This window comes from Sporacetigenium mesophilum DSM 16796 (genome assembly GCF_059569055.1).
The window spans coordinates 85,316-101,492 of the sequence record NZ_JCANUR010000008.1; the positions used below are offsets into that span (position 1 = coordinate 85,316).

The 16,177-nt window shown below is 29.2% G+C and carries 13 protein-coding genes; 10 read left to right on the forward strand and 3 right to left on the reverse strand.

Annotated features, from left to right (window positions below; genetic code table 11):
- Positions 1 to 15 precede the first annotated feature (15 nt).
- Positions 16 to 582, forward strand: a complete 567-nt coding sequence (locus BS62_RS08405) for an HD domain-containing protein (RefSeq protein WP_496490817.1) — start codon at positions 16 to 18, stop codon at positions 580 to 582.
- 86 nt (positions 583 to 668) lie between these two features.
- Here BS62_RS08405 and BS62_RS08410 read toward each other — a convergent pair whose 3' ends face one another.
- Positions 669 to 2,132 carry an aminoacyl-histidine dipeptidase gene (locus BS62_RS08410; RefSeq protein ID WP_496490818.1) on the reverse strand — a complete coding sequence of 488 codons (1,464 nt, stop codon included), beginning with the start codon at positions 2,130 to 2,132 and terminating at the stop codon, positions 669 to 671.
- Positions 2,133 to 2,293: 161 nt separating this feature from the next.
- Between BS62_RS08410 and BS62_RS08415 the strand changes: the two genes are divergently transcribed.
- The 4 genes from BS62_RS08415 to BS62_RS08430 all read left to right on the forward strand — a co-directional run bounded on the left by BS62_RS08415 (position 2,294) and on the right by BS62_RS08430 (position 8,269).
- Positions 2,294 to 4,672 carry an endonuclease MutS2 gene (locus tag BS62_RS08415; protein WP_496490819.1) on the forward strand — a complete coding sequence of 793 codons (2,379 nt, stop codon included), beginning with the start codon at positions 2,294 to 2,296 and terminating at the stop codon, positions 4,670 to 4,672.
- A gap of 9 nt (positions 4,673 to 4,681) precedes the next feature.
- Positions 4,682 to 5,125: a 2-thiouracil desulfurase family protein gene (locus BS62_RS08420; protein ID WP_496490820.1), complete on the forward strand. Its 444-nt coding sequence runs from the start codon at positions 4,682 to 4,684 to the stop codon at positions 5,123 to 5,125.
- A gap of 258 nt (positions 5,126 to 5,383) precedes the next feature.
- A complete protein-coding gene (gene argS, locus BS62_RS08425) occupies positions 5,384 to 7,084 on the forward strand; it encodes an arginine--tRNA ligase (protein ID WP_496490821.1) in 1,701 nt (566 codons plus the stop codon).
- 252 nt (positions 7,085 to 7,336) lie between these two features.
- On the forward strand, positions 7,337 to 8,269 hold the full coding sequence (locus BS62_RS08430) for a hypothetical protein (protein WP_496490822.1): 933 nt from the start codon (positions 7,337 to 7,339) through the stop codon (positions 8,267 to 8,269).
- Here BS62_RS08430 and BS62_RS08435 read toward each other — a convergent pair.
- On the reverse strand, positions 8,266 to 8,466 hold the full coding sequence (locus BS62_RS08435) for a hypothetical protein (protein ID WP_496490823.1): 201 nt from the start codon (positions 8,464 to 8,466) through the stop codon (positions 8,266 to 8,268). The genes BS62_RS08430 and BS62_RS08435 overlap by 4 nt on opposite strands.
- Positions 8,467 to 8,681: 215 nt before the next feature.
- On the opposite strand from BS62_RS08435, the gene BS62_RS08440 reads away from it, so the two are divergent.
- Both BS62_RS08440 and BS62_RS08445 read left to right on the forward strand, forming a co-directional pair.
- Entirely contained in the window at positions 8,682 to 10,439 is a 1,758-nt protein-coding gene (locus BS62_RS08440; protein WP_496490824.1) for a B12-binding domain-containing radical SAM protein, read from the forward strand.
- A gap of 12 nt (positions 10,440 to 10,451) precedes the next feature.
- Complete coding sequence (locus BS62_RS08445; RefSeq protein ID WP_496490825.1) at positions 10,452 to 11,588, forward strand: tetratricopeptide repeat protein; 1,137 nt, start codon at positions 10,452 to 10,454, stop codon at positions 11,586 to 11,588.
- Positions 11,589 to 11,680: 92 nt separating this feature from the next.
- Here BS62_RS08445 and BS62_RS08450 read toward each other — a convergent pair whose 3' ends face one another.
- Entirely contained in the window at positions 11,681 to 12,490 is an 810-nt protein-coding gene (locus tag BS62_RS08450; RefSeq protein ID WP_496490826.1) for a ZIP family metal transporter, read from the reverse strand.
- A 185-nt stretch (positions 12,491 to 12,675) separates the two neighbouring features.
- On the opposite strand from BS62_RS08450, the gene BS62_RS08455 reads away from it, so the two are divergent.
- Genes BS62_RS08455 through BS62_RS08465 form a run of 3 tightly spaced genes read left to right on the forward strand, consistent with a single transcriptional unit; the run spans position 12,676 to position 16,004 of the window.
- On the forward strand, positions 12,676 to 13,596 hold the full coding sequence (locus BS62_RS08455) for a bifunctional enoyl-CoA hydratase/phosphate acetyltransferase (protein WP_496490827.1): 921 nt from the start codon (positions 12,676 to 12,678) through the stop codon (positions 13,594 to 13,596).
- Positions 13,597 to 13,623: 27 nt separating this feature from the next.
- On the forward strand, positions 13,624 to 15,402 hold the full coding sequence (gene iorA / locus BS62_RS08460; RefSeq protein WP_496490828.1) for an indolepyruvate ferredoxin oxidoreductase subunit alpha: 1,779 nt from the start codon (positions 13,624 to 13,626) through the stop codon (positions 15,400 to 15,402).
- Positions 15,403 to 15,404: 2 nt separating this feature from the next.
- Positions 15,405 to 16,004, forward strand: a complete 600-nt coding sequence (locus BS62_RS08465; protein ID WP_496490829.1) for an indolepyruvate oxidoreductase subunit beta — start codon at positions 15,405 to 15,407, stop codon at positions 16,002 to 16,004.
- Positions 16,005 to 16,177 lie beyond the last annotated feature (173 nt).

Genomic DNA, 16,177 nt, shown 5'->3' on the forward strand with positions numbered 1-16,177 from the left:
ACAGGAGGGGTAACAATGAGAGAAAGAGCTTTAGAAATACTACATAAAAATCTTAAGACAGAACACTTAGTGAAACATTCATTCGCTGTTGAAGCTGTTATGAGAGAGTTAGGTAAGAGATTAGAACCACAAAGAGAAGAAGAATGGGCTATAGCTGGATTATTACATGATTTAGACTCAGACTTAATGGATTATATGTCTGAAGAAGGTGCAAAAATACATGGAGTAAAAGCTATAGAAATATTAAAGCAAGAGGGATTTGGAAATGAATTTATGTACCATGCAATAAGTGCACATAATGAATCTACTGGGGTAAGTAGAGATAATATTATAGACAAGGCGATATACGCAGCAGACCCTATAACTGGATTTATAAATGCTATAACTTTAGTTTATCCAGATAAAAAATTATCTAGTGTTAAGGTAAAGTCTATAACAAAGAGAATGAAAGAATTAAGATTTGCAGCAGGAGCTAATAGACATGCTATGAAAAGCATAGAAGAAGTAGGTATATCCTTTGATGAATTTGCAAAACTATCCCTTGAAGCTATGCAAAATATAAGTGATGAATTAGGATTATAGGTTAAATAAAAGGAAGGTCATATTAAATTATGACCTTCCTTTTGCTTGTTATATCTAACTGATAAATTTTTGAGCAAAGCGAATTTTTATTTTATATTTTTAAGTATTTGTACTAGATACTTCCAAGTTTTTTCAGTTGAAGATATACTTAAATGTTCATTTGGAGTATGAACATCATACATATCAGGACCTAATGATATGGCATCAACGTTTGGCATTTTTTCAAGTAATAATCCGCATTCAAGACCTGCATGAAGTGCCATTACTACAGGCTCTTTTCCAGTCATGTTTTTGTAAACATCTATACATATTTGTTTTAATTGAGAGTTTTTGTTGTATTCCCAAGCTGGATAATCACTTATTAAATTCTGAGTTGCACCTAAAGTTTGTGCTAATAGTTCTATTGTATTAGTTATTTCATTTTTTAATGTTTTAACAGAACTTCTTGTAGCACTTTCAAATTCAACGTGATTATCTAAGTTTCTAACAACTCCTAGATTTGTAGAACTTTCTACTAAATCCTTTATGTCCATACTCATAGTTTGAACTCCATTAGGAATTACATTTAACATTTGAAGTACTTTTTTCTTAGAGTCATCAGAGTAAGCTTTAGTATAGCTATTTTCAACTTCTTTACATGTTAATTTTACACCTGAATCAGAAGTTTTAAATTCATTAGAATACATAGCTTGAATTTCATCTATAGCATTTTTAAGTTTAACTTCATCATTTTTGCTTATTAATATTATAGCTTCAGATTCACGAGGTATAGCATTATTTTTAGAACCGCCATGAACTTCAACTAAATCAAAATTTAAACCTTGAAGTTTCTGAATTAAATTTAAGGCTCTTCCTATTAATTTATTAGAGTTCCCTTTTTGTTTTATTATATCCATACCAGAGTGGCCACCTTGAAGGCCATTTATCTCTATTGAATAGGCATTTAAAGAATTATCTACATCTTTGTGAGTTATAGGTAAGTTAACTAATGAAGTAACTCCTCCAGCACAGCTTACAAGTAAATATCCTTCTTCTTCAGAATCTAAGTTTAGAAGATATTTACCTTTAAATATACTACCATCTACTGCCATAGCACCACTCATTCCAGTTTCTTCATCAGTAGTTACTAAAACTTCTATTGCAGGGTGTTCTAAATCATTAGATGCAAGTACAGCCATAGACATTGCTACTGCAATACCATTATCTGCACCTAAAGTAGTGTTATTAGCATATATCATATCGTTATCTATTTTTAATTCTATAGGGTCTTTTGAAAAGTCATGTGCAGTTCCTTTGTTTTTTTCGCAAACCATATCCATATGACCTTGTAAGATAACACCAGGGGCATTTTCATAACCAGGAGTTGCAGGTTTTTTTATTATTATATTTAAAGCATCGTCTTGTATAGTTTCAAGACCTAAGTTTTTTCCAAAGTTATATAAGTAATCACTTATAGCTTTTTCATCTTTTGACCCTCTAGGTATTTGAGATATTTCTTCAAAATACTTGAAAACTAACTTTGGTTCTAAATTACAAATTACGTTACTCATAAAATATTTCTCCTTTTCTATGTAAGTTAAATTTAATTAGTACAAAATAAACTATATTATGTATAATATATAAATAGTATAACTCCAATATAGACAAAATATATATATATTTACATGTTAATATTATATCCATAATATGACAAAAAAATCAAGGAGGAAACATGAACACAAAGTCATTGAAAATTTTAGAATACTACAAAGTTATAGACATGTTAAAAGACAAAACATCGTCTTCTTTGGGTTTAAAATATATAGAAAAACTACAACCTAGTTCGGATTATAATGAAGTAGCACAAATGCTTAAGGAAACTAGTGAAGCACAAGCAATATTAATAAAAAGAGGTGGGGTAAGTCTAGGTGGAATCCACGATATAGAGCTCCAAGTAAAAAAAGCAAATATAGGTTCATCACTTGATCCAGGACAATTACTTATGGTTGCAGATACTTTAAGAGCTGCAAGATTGTTAAAAAATGCACTTTCAGGGGAGAATGAAGAAAACTTTAATTACCCTATAATACAAGGGTTGACAAGTTCTTTGTATACTTATAGAGATATAGAAGAAAAAATATATAATGCTATAGTAAGTGAAGTAGAAGTATCAGACAATGCATCATCTACCTTAAGAGATTTGAGAAGGAGAATAATTCAAAAAAATCAATCTATACGTTCTAAGTTAAATTCCATAATAACATCTACCACATATCAAAAATATTTACAAGATGCAATAATATCAATTAGAGGAGATAGATTTGTAGTACCGGTTAAATTGGAATATAGAGGTCAAGTTCCAGGAATAGTTCACGATCAATCATCATCTGGAGCTACCTTGTTTATAGAGCCTATTTCTATAGTTGAGATGAATAATGAACTAAGAGAGTTAAGACTTAAAGAAAACGAAGAAATAGAAAGAATACTAAAGGAATTATCTGGATATATAGGAGAGGTAAGTAATGAAATAATATCAAATCAAGAAATACTAGGAAAATTAGACTTTGTATTTTCAAAAGGAAAGTTGTCCATTAAGATGAAGGCTATAGAACCTATACTTAATGAAGATAAATATTTAAATATAAAAAATGGAAAACATCCACTACTTAATATAAATGAGGTAGTTCCAAATACTATATGGATTGGAAAAGAATTTCATACATTAGTTATAACAGGTCCTAATACAGGTGGTAAAACTGTTACCCTAAAAACTGTAGGTTTATTTGCACTTATGGCTCAAAGTGGCCTTCATATACCTGCTGATTATGGAACTAGTATGTGTGTATTCGATAATGTTTTTGCAGACATAGGAGATGAGCAAAGTATAGAACAAAGCTTATCTACATTTTCATCACATATGACGAACATAGTATCTATATTGAGTGATATTACAGAAAATTCATTAGTATTATTTGATGAATTAGGTGCAGGAACGGATCCTATAGAAGGAGCTGCACTTGCTATATCGATCCTAGAGGATGTGCAAATGGCTGGTGCTAGGTGTATAGCAACTACTCACTATAGTGAAATAAAAAGCTATGCTTTAACTAAAGAGGGAGTAGAAAATGCAGCTGTTGAATTTAGTCTTGAAACATTAAGCCCAACATACAGACTTTTAATAGGAGTTCCAGGAAAATCAAATGCATTTGAAATATCAAGTCGTTTAGGCCTTAGTGAATATGTAATACAAAGGGCTAAGGGATTTATAAATACTGAGAATATACAATTAGAAGATTTACTGCAAAATATAGAAAAAAATAGGCTTAAAGCAATAGAAGAAAGAGAAGAAGCTCAGAGGTTGAGAGAAGAAATACAAAGATTAAAAGAAGAGTACGATGAGAAAATATTTAAGATAGAACAACAAAAAGAAAAAATAATAGAAAATGCTAAAAAAGATGCATATAAGGTAACTAAAGAAGCAAAAGAAAAAAGTGATGAAATAGTAAAAGAACTAAGAGAGCTTGAAAAAGAAATGGCCTCTAGAGAAAAAAATAAAAAAATAGAAGACCTAAGAAGAGAAATATCAAAGTCCATGGAAGGCTTACAACCTAGTGTGCAAAGTATGATAGTTCCTAAGTTAGCCAAAAAAGAAATAAAGGATTTAAAACCTGGAGATGATGTAAAAGTTGTAACTTTAAATCAACAAGGAAGTGTAATATCAGTTGATAATAGTAAAAAAGAAGCATTAGTTCAAATAGGTATAATGAAAATGAACCTTCCTTTTGCATCTCTTGAAAAATCAAAAAAAGATCCTAAATCTACTGTTACACAAAGTACTAGAAAAATAATAAAGTCTAAATCAAACAGTGCAAAATCAGAAGTTGATTTAAGAGGAATGAGATTCGAAGAAGCTATGGAAGAAGTTGATAAGTATTTAGATGATGCCTATGTTGCAGGCCTTGAGAGAGTAACTATTATACATGGAGTAGGTACAGGAGCACTTAAATCAGGTATAAAAGAAATTCTAAAAAAACATAAACACGTAAAAACCTCTAGAGAAGGTGCTTATGGAGAAGGTGGAGCGGGAGTTACAATAGTAGAACTTAGGTAGGTGATAATAGTGATATTAATTTCAGCTTGTTTAGTAGGTGTAGATTGTAAATATAATGGTGGAAATAATAACAACAATAAGGTTTTAGAATATATAAATGATAAAAATTATATAATTGTATGTCCCGAACAACTAGGAGGACTTTCCACTCCGAGGATACCATCAGAAATAGTAAATGGTGAAGGTATGGATGTAATAAATAAAAAAGCTATAGTAATGAGCAAAGAAGGAAAAGACGTAAGTTTAAACTTTATAAAAGGGGCTTATGAAACTTTTAAAATAGCAAAATTATATAATTGTAAGGAAGCAATATTAAAATCAAATAGTCCATCTTGTGGAAACAAACAGATATATGATGGAAGTTTTAAAGGAAACATTAAGAATGGTATGGGAGTTACGGCAGCTATTTTGACTAAAGAAGGAATTAAAGTAGTAAATGAGAATGAAATATAAAATAAAGTATAATAATACAGGTAAATACTTGAAAAAGTTCATAGTTTAATTTATTATATTTTAGGAGTACACTTAAAAAATAATAAATTACTATAGTTCATGTTACGGACATAAAGTAAGTGTAGTTTATACTAATAAGAGTGGTAACACGAGGTCAAACTCTCGTCTCTTAAAATTTCTAAGAGGCGAGAGTTTTTGTTTGTTAATACTACCAATTGGGAATAATAAATATGTAAAAATTTAGGAAGGAGAAATAATATGCAGGATTTTAAATTAGAAGTTGCCAAAATTTTGTCTCAGCAAATTAGTGAAATGACTTTAGAAGAAATAACAGAATCAATAGAAATACCTCCGAATAAAGATATGGGTGATTATGCGTTCCCATGTTTTAAGCTAGCAAAGACATATAGAAAAGCACCACCTATGATAGCACAAGACATATGTAATAAAACACAAAAGACTGAATACATATCTAATATACAAGTAGCTGGAGGCTATGTTAATTTCTTTGTTGATAAAACAATATTAGCTAGAAATGTTATAAATGATGTATTATCGAAAAAGGACAAGTATGGACATAGTAATATAGGTGAGGGAAAAACTACAATAGTAGAATTCTCATCTCCTAATATAGCCAAACCATTTCATATAGGACATATTAGAACAACAGTTATAGGAAATTCATTATATAAAATATATAAATCACAAGGATATAATACAATTAGAATAAACCACTTAGGGGATTATGGAACTCAATTTGGTAAACTTATTGTTGCATTTAAAAAATGGGGTAACGAAAATGAAGTAAAAGAAAGTCCTATATCTGCTTTACTTAAATTATATGTACAATTCCATGAAGAAGTAGAAAAAGATCCAGCATTAGATGATGAAGCAAGATCGTGGTTCAAAAAATTAGAAGATGAAGATGAAGAAGCCGTTAGATTATGGACATGGTTTAGGGATGAAAGCTTAAAAGAATTTAGTAGAGTATATGATATGTTAGACATAGAATTTGATTCGTATGCAGGTGAAAGTTTTTATTCAGATAAAATGCCAAGAGTTATAGATCTTATGAATGAAAAAGGTGTGCTTCAAGAATCAAGGGGTGCTCAAATAGTAGATTTAGAAGAATACAACATGCCTCCAGCGCTTATAACTAAAAGTGATGGTTCAAGTTTATACATAACTAGAGATATAGCAGCAGCTATATATAGAAAAGAAACATATGATTTTGATAAGTGCATATATGTAGTAGGATCTCAACAAAACCTTCATTTCCAACAATGGATTAAAATAATTGAACTTATGGGATATGAATGGGCAAAGGACTGTATGCATGTTGCATTTGGTATGGTTAGTTTAGAAGAAGGAACTATGTCTACAAGAAAAGGTAGAGTAGTATTCTTAGAAGATGCTTTAACTAAAGCTGTAGAAAAAACTAAAGAAATAATAACTGAAAAAAATCCAAATATAGACAATATAGATGAAATAGCAAAACAAGTTGGAGTAGGAGCGGTTATATTCCAAGAATTATCTAATAACAGAATAAAAGATTATGTATTCTCTTGGGACAGAACATTAAACTTTGAGGGTGAAACAGGACCATATGTTCAATATACCCATGCTAGATCATGTTCAGTACTTAGAAAAGCAAACCAAGAAATTACAGCAGATATAGATTATAGCTTATTAAGTGATGAAGATAGTGCGGAAGTTATAAAATTAATAGCTTCATTTAATAAAAATATAGTTTTAGCAATGAGAAAAGATGAGCCTCATATAATAACAAGATTTGTACTTGATTTAGCACAAGCATTTAATAAGTTTTATCATGATAATCCTATATTAATAGATGATATAAATGTTAGAAATGCTAGACTTGCACTTGTTGAAGTTACAAGACAAACAATAGAAAATGCACTAGCTTTATTAGGGATGAAAGCTCCACATAAAATGTAGATTTAAAAACAAACAATAAGTTTTGTCGAAAAATAATACTTTACATCTAAAAATATCATATTGTATAATTAGGACATAGAAAAATATATATGGATGTAGCATATTAGAGAATTAATAAATTTATATATGCTACTACCCCCCCTACACTTGTGACAGCTACATAGCTGTCACTTTTTTTACGGACAACTACATATTTGATATACAAATTGACAAAAATATAAATTGTTGTATTACTTATGAGGAAGTGATTATATGGATAAAGACATTAGGTTGAAAAATGGGTATATAAGTGCTTTTTTATGTGAAGATAAATATCTGAAGGATATGATTCTAATAAATACAAAGTGTTTAATAGATGATAAGATAAACAGATGTGTTTATGTTGATTACAATAGATTAAAAGGTGAACTTGCATATTATAAATTTTATGGTTTTAAAAATATTAATTATCTATCTAATTTAAATATTTTGCTGCCCATAATTATAGCTAATACAAATTTAGACAAAAGTGAAAGGGAAGTTATAAAGAATATTAGATATTATGTTTTATATAATAAAATAAATGAATATCTATACGACTACATATTATCGTCTGTAGTCTATAACTATACTATACATACGATATTAGGTAATGCCCAAATAGAATATCATGACTTACTTCATCAAATAAAGCAAAGAATAATAGATTTGAAAATTGATATAGGTAAAAGCGAAGTTATATTATTTGAAAAAAATAGAATTAAATATATACAGACCATAGATAGATACTTAAGCACTAATGATTTTGGTAAAAATGAAGAGAGTATTATTAACAATTTTTTAAATTTATTATATCAAATATTCATTGAAGATGAAAATGAAACTATAGAAGGATTTAAGAGCATAAAAAATTCTATATTATCTATATTAAATTTCGATATAAATCAAAGTAATATAAACAATATAGAATTTATAGATTTAATGGCTAATTACATATTAAAATTAAGAAACTATAAAGTAAACAAGAAAACTTTTGATGAAAATGTAGATCCAAGAACAATAATAAGTCTAAATATAGGAGATACAAAATATGACCCTATATTAAATAACATAAAAGTATTAGATAAAAAATTCGATAATAATATATTGTCTATAAAATTAGAATCTAAAAGTGGTAACTATATATTTAAATTTAAGAAATCTTAATTATCAGATTCTAAATACTCAAGAAATGATTCTTCGTTAGTATTTGTTAAGAAACATAGTTCCTTTAGTATATTATTTTTTAAATTAATAAATTCTTTTAAATTAGTATTTTCATAAGTATATTCTAAAGACTTTATTATAAGCAATAAATCTCTCTTTGATAATTCATCTATAGATACTTTGTCAAATTTCTCCATGACTGACTCCTTTCTAATGTAATTATAATTATACGTAATACAAATAGTTCTATAAAACTACAAAAAAACCTTTTAAAAAATAAAAAAATTTGTAAAAATTTTAATGAAATTTATATATATAATGTAATACCTAATGGTATTATAACCAAAAAAATGGATAAATTCATAGTATTGTGGTAATATATAATGATAGATTTTGAGAGAGGTGAAATATTTTGAATATACTATTAACAACTTTAAATTCTAAATACATACATACTAACTTGGCTATAAGGTATTTAAAAGAGTTCACAAGGGATTTAATAAATTGTAGTATGGAAGAATATACAATAAATAATAATTTAGATTATATATTAAAAGAAATACACAAGAAGGAATATGATTTAATAGCTTTTTCTACATATATATGGAATGTTGATGACACATTAAAGCTTTGCGAGAGCATAAAAAAAATTAATCCTAAAATAAAAATACTTTTAGGTGGACCTGAAGTTTCTTATGATAGTATGAATACAATGAAAAAGTACGATTTTATTGACTATATAATATGTGAAGAAGGAGAAGTCGTATTTAGAGAATTTGTAGAATACTTACTTGAAAAAAGAGATATAAAAAATATAAATGGCATTTTATATAGAAATGAAAATGAGATAATACAAAACAAACCTAGAAATCTACTTGAAGATTTAGATTTAATACCAAGTCCTTACGATAATATGGACAAAAGTGAATATGAAAATAAAATAGTTTATTATGAAACATCTAGAGGGTGTCCATTTAACTGTCAGTATTGCCTATCATCTACAATTAATGGCCTTAGGTATTTTAGCATAGATAGAGTAAAGAAAGACTTAAAAAACCTTATGGATGCAAGAGTATCCCAAGTTAAGTTTATAGATAGGACGTTTAATGCTAATAGTAAATTTGCCATGGATGTAATGAGCTTCTTAATGGAAAATGATAATGATCATACTACCTTCCACTTTGAAGTTACTGCACATTTAATAGATGAAGAAATGTTAGAGTTTTTAAAAGATTGTAAAGAAGGGTTATTTCAATTTGAAATAGGAGTACAGTCTACTAACAAAGATTCCCTAGAAGCTGTAGGACGCAAGGATGATTTTGAAAAATTATCTTATGCAGTTAAAAAGGTATCTTCTTTTAGGAATATACATCAACATTTAGATTTAATAGCTGGACTTCCATATGAAGATTATGAAAGTTTTGGTAAATCCTTTAATGATGTATTCAATTTAGGGATAGAGCAAGTGCAACTAGGCTTTTTAAAAATGATAAAAGGAACTGGAGTAAGGGCTAATGCCGATGTACATGGATATAAGTATAAGGATTACCCACCTTACGAAATTTTATATAATAAGTATATGAATTATAATGAAATTCTAAAGCTAAAGGATGTAGAAGAAATCTTAGAGTTATATTATAATTCTAAGAATTTTAGTTTATCTATAAAGTACTTAATATCAAACTACTATAGAGAAAATCCTTTTAGATTTTTTGAAGAGTTTTCTAGTTATTACGATTCAAATGAATATTTTAAACTTTCACAAGGAAAAAACCAATTATATAATATTCTATTAGATTTCTATGAATATAAAATAAATAAAAAAATTGATTTATTTAAAGAAATATTAAAATACGACTATGTATCATTGGGAAAATCTCCGAACGTACCTAAATTCATGGATAAATATGAATTGGAAGATTTTAAAAATAGATGTCACTTATTCTTACAAAATGAAGATAACGTAGAAATGTACATACCTAAATTCAGAAATTCTCCGGCTAAAAATATAATAAAACACGTTCACTTTGAAGTGTTTAAGTATAACGTAATAAAGCTAAAAGAAAATATAAATGAAGACTTAAAAGAATATACAACTACTGTATTATTTGTTTATGATAATGATAAAAAGGTATTTGAAAAATCAAAGTCATACTTAGTACAAATGTAGGAGGGGAGAAATATGAAATTTAAAATAGAAAAACATATATTTAAAAAAACAGAAGAGCTAGCATTTATTAGAATTAAAGAAGATACAGAATTAAACTTAGAAGGATATAATATACCAAGTGATGGATTAGATGTACCTATAAAAAATGAAGTTTTAGTAAAAGGTATAAAAGAAGGTACAGCTCAAAACAACCTTAATTTAATGTCTCTAGCAGATGCAATGATATATATAATAGGAATAGATCACAAATTTAAATATAATGAAGAATATAAGAAATTTTTAAAAGCATTAGACGATAAAATTAACGTAGATATAGAATCATATATTGGATATATGGGAAGAAAAAAGTTTGAAGAAGGCGAAATGAGCGATTCACTTGCTTATTTCAAATCTCTTATAACTATGGACAATAATAATATAAATGGATTGTATCATTATGCACTAGTTTGTCAGGAGATAGCTAAGATTCATCAAAAAAATAGTCAAGAAAAAGAAATGAATGACTTTTTATTAGAAGCATTAGATAAATTAGAAATAATATTAGAAATAGACCCTAGTTTTGGTCCTGCCTTCTATCAATTAGGATATCATTACTATAACCAAGGTCAATATATTAAGGCAAAATTAACTTGGGAACAAGGGTTAGAATTGAACTTAGACGAAGAAAGCACTATGGAAATACAAGAACAACTTGGAAAAATACAAAATAAAGTTCAATATGAAGAAGGTTATAACTTAGTATTCCAAGGAAAAAGTGAAGAAGGGCTTGAAAAACTTATCCCATTAGTTGAAGAATATCCTGAATGGTGGAACTTATTATTTATAATAGGACTTGCTTATAAAGATATGCAAGATTTAGGAGAAGCTATAAATTATTTTGAAAAGATACTTATATTAAAACCACAACAAGTAGATACATTAATGGAACTTGGATTATGTTATTCTATGATTGATATGGAAAAAACTATAGAATATTTCCATAAAGCATTAGACATAAAGGAAGATCCTGAAATACTATGTAATTTAGGAATGGCATATTTAAATAATGGTGATGTTGATATTGCTAGAGATTACATAGAAAAAGCCTACGAATTAAATCCAGAAGATGAAATAACTGTAGCTTGTATGAGAGAATTAGATAATTACTAATAAACAAGGTGTAGACTAGTCTACACCTTTTTTGAGCAAGGTCCCATATTTTCAAGGTCGTTGGCGACATGAGCAAAGCGAATTTTGTATTACTATCCTAATGCAACGTCTAATATCATCATAATAGTAAAGCCAACTAAAGTCCAAATAGTTGCCAAGTCTGTATTTTTAGCAAGTTGTGATTCTGGAATAAGCTCTTCTACAACTACATATATCATAGCTCCTGCAGCAAAAGATAATGCATAAGGAAGAATTGCCTGCATATATATAACTGCAAGTGCGCCTAGAACACCTGCAATAGGCTCGACCATCCCTGAAGCCTGACCATAAAAAAAGCTTTTTCTTCTAGAAAACCCTTCGCGTCTCAAAGGCATTGAAACAGCAGCACCTTCAGGGAAATTTTGAAGACCTATACCTATAGCAAGAGCAATAGCTCCAGGTAATGAAGCTGATGGAAGATTTGCCGCCACAGCTCCAAAGGCAACTCCAACGGCTAAACCTTCAGGTATGTTGTGTAAGGTTATAGCCAAAACCAATAATATACTTCTGTGAAATCCACTTTTAACTCCTTCTGGTTTATCAAAGCCAACGTGTAAATGAGGAATAATTTTATCAACTCCCCACAAGAATAATCCGCCAGATAAAAAACCTATAGCAGGAGGAATCCATGGTGCGATTGAAGTTTGTTCAGACATTTCTATAGCAGGTGAAAGAAGAGACCAAAAGCTTGCAGCTATCATAACACCTGCAGCAAATCCCATCATTCCATCTAATACCTTTCTATTTACAGATTTAAAGAAGAAAACTAAGGATGCTCCAAGAGCAGTTACCCCCCATGTAAATAGGGTTGCACAGAGGGCTTGTATAATAGGACTAAGGTCCTTAAATGCATTTATGATCATGTTGTATTTCCTCCGTATATTCATAAATTTACATTATATTCATTGATTAATTTATTTATTCTATAAATAATATATTAAGTTATAGAAATTTTGTTCCAAAATATGGACAAAAAGTGTAATATATTATTGTGGTTAAATTAAAAATATTACAAATTTTAAAAAATGACTTTTAAGGGGGAATTCACGTGATAAAAAAATTAGATGATATAATGAGCAAGTTGAAAAATGACGCGAAAATGAAATTAGCAGTAGCTGCGGCAGAAGACAAAGAAGTATTACATGCAGTATTTGATGCAAAGAAAGAAGATATAATAGAGCCTATATTAGTAGGTGACATAGAAAAAATAAAAATAATAGCAAATGAACTAGGAATATCACTAGATGGCATAGAAATTATAGGAACAGACAGCTTAGAAGAAAGCGCAAAAACTGCTGTAAAATTAGTTGCAGACAAAAAAGCAGATTTTGTAATGAAAGGGCTATTAGATACATCAATATTATTAAAGTCAGTACTTGATAAAGAATATGGTTTAAGAACAAATAGTTTATTAAGTCACGTTATGATATATGAAATGCCAGCATATCATAAGCTGTTAATATTAACAGACGGTGGTATGAATATAGCTCCAACTTATGAACAAAAAGAGAAAATACTTATGAATTCAATACAAGCAGCAAAATCTTTAGAGTTAGATACTATAAAGGTAGCATGTTTAGCGGCTAAAGAAAAAGTAAGTACTAAGATGGAATCAACTGTAGATGCGGACAAGTTAGCACAAGCAGGAAAACAAGGTATATTTGGAGAAAGCGTTATTGTAGAGGGGCCTTTGGCTTTTGATTTGGCAGTTTCTAAAGAATCTGCAGAGGTTAAAAAGTTTGAAAGTAATGTAAGTGGGGATGTAGATATATTATTAGTTCCGACAATAGAAGTTGGAAATGGAATAGGAAAAGCACTTACATATATGGCAAATGCTAAATCTGCAGGAATAATTATGGGGGCAAAGGCTCCTGTAGTACTAGTATCAAGAGCTGACAGTCATGAATCAAAATTATATTCAATAGCTTATGGTGCATTAGTAGCCAATGAAATGTATAACAATAATTAATAAATAATAAATTAGGGGGATAATATTATGAAATTACTTATGACTGGTAACGAAGCAGTTGCCAGAGGATTTTATGAAGCAGGGGGAACTGTAGCGGCAGCATATCCCGGTACTCCGTCTACTGAAATACTAGAAAATATGGTTGATTATAAAGAAAATATATATTCAGAGTGGGCGCCAAATGAAAAAGTAGCAATGGAAGTTGCAATAGGAGCATCTATAGCAGGGGCAAGATCTTTAGCTGCAATGAAGCACGTTGGGGTAAACGTGGCAGCAGATCCACTTATGACTTATGGTTATACAGGTGTAAATGGTGGATTTGTATTAATATCAGCTGATGATCCTGGACTACATTCATCTCAAAATGAACAAGATAATAGATATTATGCTAAATTTGCCAAAATAGCTATGATTGAGCCAAGTGATAGCCAAGAAGCAAAAGATTTTATAAAAGTAGCATTTGATATATCTGAAGAGTTTGATGTTCCAGTATTATATAGACTTACAACAAGAATATGTCATTCAAAAACAGTAGTAGAACTAGGAAACAGAGAAGATAAAACAATAAATCCATATAGTAAAAATATAACTAAGTTCGTAGCAACACCAGCAAATGCAAAAAAACTGCACGTAGTAGTTGAAGATAAACTAAAGAAATTAGAAGAATATAGTAACAATTCTCCACTGAATACTATGGAGTTAAATAATAGCGAAATAGGTGTTATATCATCAGGTGTAGCTTATCAATATGCTAAAGAAGTTTTCGGAGATGATGTGTCATACTTAAAACTAGGATTCACTCACCCGCTTCCATTTGAAAAAATAAAAGATTTCTCAACAAAAGTAAAGACATTGTATGTAATAGAAGAATTAGAACCATATATAGAAGAACAATTAAAAGCTATGGGTATAGATTGCATAGGTAAAAGTCAAATACCTAATATAGGAGAGCTAAATCCAGATATAGTTGCTGAAACTTTATTACGTAGAGAAAATAAAACAATAGAAAACCTAGATTTATTAAAATCAGAAGTTATATCTAGACCGCCTACTTTATGTGCAGGATGCCCTCATAGAGGATTATTCTATGCATTATCTAAAAAGAAAAATGTTATGATTACAGGTGATATAGGTTGTTATACGTTAGGTTCTGCTGAACCATTAAATGCTATGGATACTTGTATATGTATGGGAGCATCTATAAGTTCAGGCCACGGGGCTCAAAAGGCATTTAATGTTAATAATGTAGACAAAAAAGTTGTATCTGTTATAGGGGATTCCACATTCTTCCACTCAGGTATTAATAGTTTAGTAGATGTAGCTTACAATAGAGGTAATTCGGTAACTATTATATTAGATAATAGAATCACAGGTATGACAGGTCATCAACAAAACCCAGGTACAGGATATACGTTAATGGGAGAAGTCGCTAATATGATAGATATACCAAAACTTTGTGAAGTTATAGGAATCAAAAATATACAAGTTATAAACCCTCTAAATTTAAAAGAAACTAATGACGCTTTAGATAACGCATTATCATCATCAGAACCGAGTGTTATAGTAACTCAGTGGCCTTGTGTTCTTAAGCAAATGACAGAACATGATAAAAGATCATTTGATTTAACTCCTAAGAAATTTAGTGTAGCGGCAGACAAGTGTAAGAGTTGTAAGATGTGCTTAAAGTGCGGATGTCCAGCTATATCTTTTGAAGGAAAGAGTAAAATAGATCAAAATTCATGTGTAGGATGTTCTGTATGTGAACAAATATGTCCATTTGATGCTATAGAAAGAGTAGGTGAATAAGTATGAATAATGTGAAAAATGTATTGTTAGTAGGTGTAGGTGGACAGGGGATAATACTTGCATCTAAGATATTATCTTCTGGATTAGTAGATGCAGGATATGATGTAAAAATGTCAGAAGTGCATGGTATGGCTCAAAGAGGGGGCAGCGTTACTACTCAAGTAAGATATGGAGAAAAGGTGTATTCCCCTATAATAGGAAAAGGACAAGCTGATGTTATAATAGCTTTTGAAAGACTTGAAGCTTTAAGATACTTAGAATACTTAAAGCCTGATGGAATACTAGTAATAAACGACTACAAAATACCATCAGCAACAGTATTATCTGGAAAAGAAGTATATCCAGAAGGTGTAATAGAAAAGTTAGAAGAAAATTTAGAAAATGTAATAAGTATAAATGCAGCTGAAGAAGCCATTAAATTAGGAAATATCAAAGTTCAAAATATAATAATGCTAGGGACTATAGTTAAGGCTTTAAATATACAGGAAGTAGATTGGTACAAATCTATTAAAGAAAATGTTAAAGAAAAGTTTATAGATATAAATATTAAAGCTTTTGAGATAGGAAAAAATATAGAAAGAAAAGTATTAGAAAAAAATTAGGTTTAATATTTAACAAAGTTTTTCTAAAAACACACTTCGACAGAAAGGTCCGATAAAATATTCTGAACATTTAGAGAAATGCATAATTAAAAAGCAAGGGGTTTTTTAACATAAAAATTATATTACACAGTTAAAAAACCCTTTTTTTTATATTTTTATATGTTATAATCAAA